Genomic DNA, 3510 nt, shown 5'->3' with positions numbered 1-3510 from the left:
CAGGAACCGCAGATGCGTCGCCCGAGGCCCAGCCCGCGACAGATCACGCAGGCCGAGGAAGCTATGCTCTGGCTGCGCTGGCTGGAGAAGGACGACGCGCGGCTCGTCTGGCTTCGGGCGAATGGCACGCCTTGGAAGCCGATTTGCTGGGAGCTTGGCATCAGTCGCGCCACGGCGAACCGGCGCTTTCAGTACGGCATCGCCGTGATCGTCTGGCGGCTCAACGGGAAGAGCGTGCCGCGGAAGCGATCGATGGGGTTTGTGGTCAGCCGAGCGGATGGAGGCTAGATGCAGATGAGTTGATCTGCTAAGCCACTACCCATTGTATAAGCTGGGCGTGAGGCCAGCGCGAGTCGGGAGGTACTACCGCAAATGATGGATTGGGCCTGTTTGCTGAGTGGCCAGCGCTTCGGAGAACTGCTTGAGCGCGAGAAGCCAGAAGGCAAACCGTCTGGACCAGAGTTTGCAACTGGCCAATTCCGCCTACCACAAGAGCGAGACCACGATCGCATACTGTTCTCCACGCCGTTTCGGAGGATGGGCGATAAGACGCAGGTCTTTCCTCTAGAGAGTATCGAAAGCATCAGAACCCGTCTGACCCACTCCTATGAAGTGGCAAACCTGGCGCGCTCGATCGGCCTCGAAATCGCTCACACGCTTCCTGAAAAGTTGCCGGAGCACGCCATCCGAGTAATACCTGCGACGCTTGCCGCAGTGGGCTTGGCGCATGATATCGGCAATCCGCCATTCGGACATCAGGGCGAGTTCGCAATTCGGGCTTGGTTCAAAAGGAACCAAAAAGTTCTCTTCGTCCCACCTGTTGATCCAGATCTTTCGACCGTTGCCGCTGACGTCAAATCGCTCGAGGACCAGCACAAGAACGACTTCCTTCTCTTCGAGGGAAACGCACAAACGCTTCGCGTGCTCACCAAACTGCAAGTTATTGGTGACGATCTTGGGCTAAATCTGTCCGTCGGCACGCTCGCCGCAGTGATGAAATACGTTGCGGCATCCGACGCAATTGATAAGTCGAAGCAAGCCCGCAAGAAGGTAGGCTACTTTGCCTCAGAGCAGTTGGTCGTCGAGCGAATTCGACAAGAGACGGGGCTCGTAGCTGATGCTCGGCATCCGCTCGCCTTGGTCATGGAGGCATGCGATGATATCGCGTACTCCGTTTTGGACGCAGAGGACGCGATCAAGAAAGGACTGGTCTCGCTTAATGATCTGCTCGCGGCGCTGGAGTACCACCCTGATGGTGAGGATAAGCTGGATGCCGTGACAAAGCACCTGTGCGAACTTGCTCGTTGGGAGTTGGATTTCCTGCGACGTCAACATCTGCACCCGAGCGAGCTGCAAGACGTCGCAACCCAGAAGTTCCGAGTACATGCGATCCACCTGATGGTGTCGGCAGTTGCCGAAGCTTTCAGGAACAATTACGAATCGATTCTTTTGGGTAGGTTTGACGGCGAGTTGATAAAGATATCTGCGGCAGCGAAGCTCTGTAGTGCCCTAAAGAAATTCGACCGGGAGAACGCATTCAGTCATAAGTCCGTTCTCGAGGTCGAGCTCAATGGGTTCAATGTTCTTAATCGACTTATGGACTTCTTGTGGATTGGAATTAGCCAGCGCGAAGACTATGAAGATTTGTCAAGTGATCGAACGACGCCATTTGCAGCATATGTCTATAGCCGGATCTCGAAGAACTACCGGCGCATGTTCGAGGGGAAGGTGCATCAGTACCATCGTGATCCTGGTCTTCCCATACGTTACAAGGAGATGCAGCTTCTTACGGACATGGTTTCTGGCATGACGGACCAATTCTGCATTGATCTTTATCGGGACTTCGAGCAGCACTATCGGGAAATGAGAAGAGTCGATGGAACGCCAGCTTGAAAGCAGAGTCCACTACTTTTTCACATCGCGGTATCGCGGGCGTGAGGATGTTCGCAGTTCTCTGAGGGAGCTCAGAAGATATGGACGCCTTGTGTTAATTGGCGGCATGCTTCGCGACCTTGCTTTGTTCGGAAATGCTGGCTTCAAATCTGATTTGGACTTCGTGATTGCGCCTTACGATCTAAACAGTTTTGAAAAATACATGAGTGCGATTGGAGCGCGGGTAAATCGGTTTGGCGGCTATGCCCTGCCGTCCAGAAAGTGGCAGATAGATGTGTGGCCGTTGGAGCGAACGTGGGCGCATGTAACTGGCCATGCGAAGGTGCGCACCGTGGGAGATCTTCGCAGCGCAACGTTTTTCAGATGCGACGCAATTCTCTATGACATTGACTATCGAAAGCTGAAGACTGCCCCAGACTATTTCAGAGACATCAACGAGAAGATACTGGAAATAAATCTCCGACCGAACCCCAATCCGAAGGGGAATGCCGTCCGCGCGATCAGGTATGCTTTGATGAAGGGGTTTCGGTGGGGGCCTCGGCTTTCCGAGTTTGTGGATGAGGTATTTGAGTGCGAGGGATGGCGCGCACTACTCGAGGCAGAGCAGCGATCATTTCGTTCGCAGCATCTGGACCGTATCTGCTTTGAGGACTTGAAACGATCGCTTCGGTCGCATGTTTCCGGCGATCGGAGTGATCCTTTCGATGTAGCCTCCTGTCACAGGAACGTGCAGCTTAGGCTGCCCTATATTCACTAAGCCTGCGCAAACGCTGTTTGGTTGGCTGTCAAGTGGTCTTGATCGGGCGAGACGATTTCCTGCGAGACACCGCAAGGCAAGACGGATTGCCCCGAAGCAGCTATCCATAGGGATATACTCGGGAGAGGAGCGCGCAGGCAGACGCCGCGCCGCTGGCTTCCGGGGTCCAGCGAAGGGTCCAGCCGGGGTCCAATGGGCTAACCCATTGAGTTCTTGGTTCCTTCCTGGCGACATTCGTATGCTGGCGGGCGAAGCGCGGGACATCGCCAGCGACAGGGCCGGATTTTTGGGAAGCCACCCGGAAGCCGGATCCACCTGACCCCGCGCAAACACCAATGAACGCTGGCCTTCCGACCGGACACCGCTGGTAGCCGCTGGACCCCGTGTGGAGTCCAGCGCGGCATCCGGAGTCCGGAAACCACCGGCATCCACCCGACCGAGGAACCTTGCCCACCATGACGCTGAGCTTCGCCCCGGACGCGATCGAGACGTGGCCGCTGTCGCGCCTGCAGCCCTACGCGAAGAACGCAAAGGCGCATGGCGCTGATCAGGTTGCGAAGATCGCCGCCAGCATGGCCGAGTTCGGTTGGACCGTGCCGTGCCTCGTGGCCGAGGACGGGGAGCTGATTGCGGGCCATGGGCGCGTGCTGGCGGCCACCCAACTGGGGCTGACCGAAGCGCCGGTGATCGTGCTCGGGCATCTGACCGAGGCGCAACGCCGGGCTTACCGGATCGCGGACAACAAGCTGACGGAGCTGGGCACCTGGGGTAATCCCCCCCTTTTTAACGGGGTTCGTCCGTAGAGTTCACGCGGCCATTTTCAGTTTCATAGCGGGGGTGATGCCGCCGATGCCCATGTT

At 56.9% G+C, this 3510-nt stretch carries 3 protein-coding genes and 1 pseudogene; all 4 read left to right on the top strand.

Annotated features, from left to right (window positions below):
• A partial coding sequence (locus ACSSV8_RS20005; protein ID WP_454283651.1) for a DUF6362 family protein occupies positions 1-288 on the top strand: 288 nt, incomplete at its 5' end.
• 84 nt (positions 289-372) lie between these two features.
• A complete protein-coding gene (dgt, locus tag ACSSV8_RS20000; protein ID WP_454283650.1) occupies positions 373-1893 on the top strand; it encodes a dGTP triphosphohydrolase in 1521 nt (506 codons plus the stop codon).
• Positions 1877-2650, top strand: a complete 774-nt coding sequence (locus ACSSV8_RS19995) for a hypothetical protein (RefSeq protein ID WP_454283649.1) — start codon at positions 1877-1879, stop codon at positions 2648-2650. Before dgt ends, ACSSV8_RS19995 begins: the two co-directional genes overlap by 17 nt.
• Positions 2651-3105: 455 nt before the next feature.
• A pseudogene (locus tag ACSSV8_RS19990) lies at positions 3106-3417 on the top strand (ParB/Srx family N-terminal domain-containing protein); the annotation flags it as partial.
• Positions 3418-3510 lie beyond the last annotated feature (93 nt).

The sequence above is a fragment of the Roseovarius sp. MBR-79 genome (genome assembly GCF_053628555.1).
The sequence above is the reverse complement of the archived record's forward strand: the minus strand, read 5'-3'. Positions and strand labels throughout refer to the sequence as shown.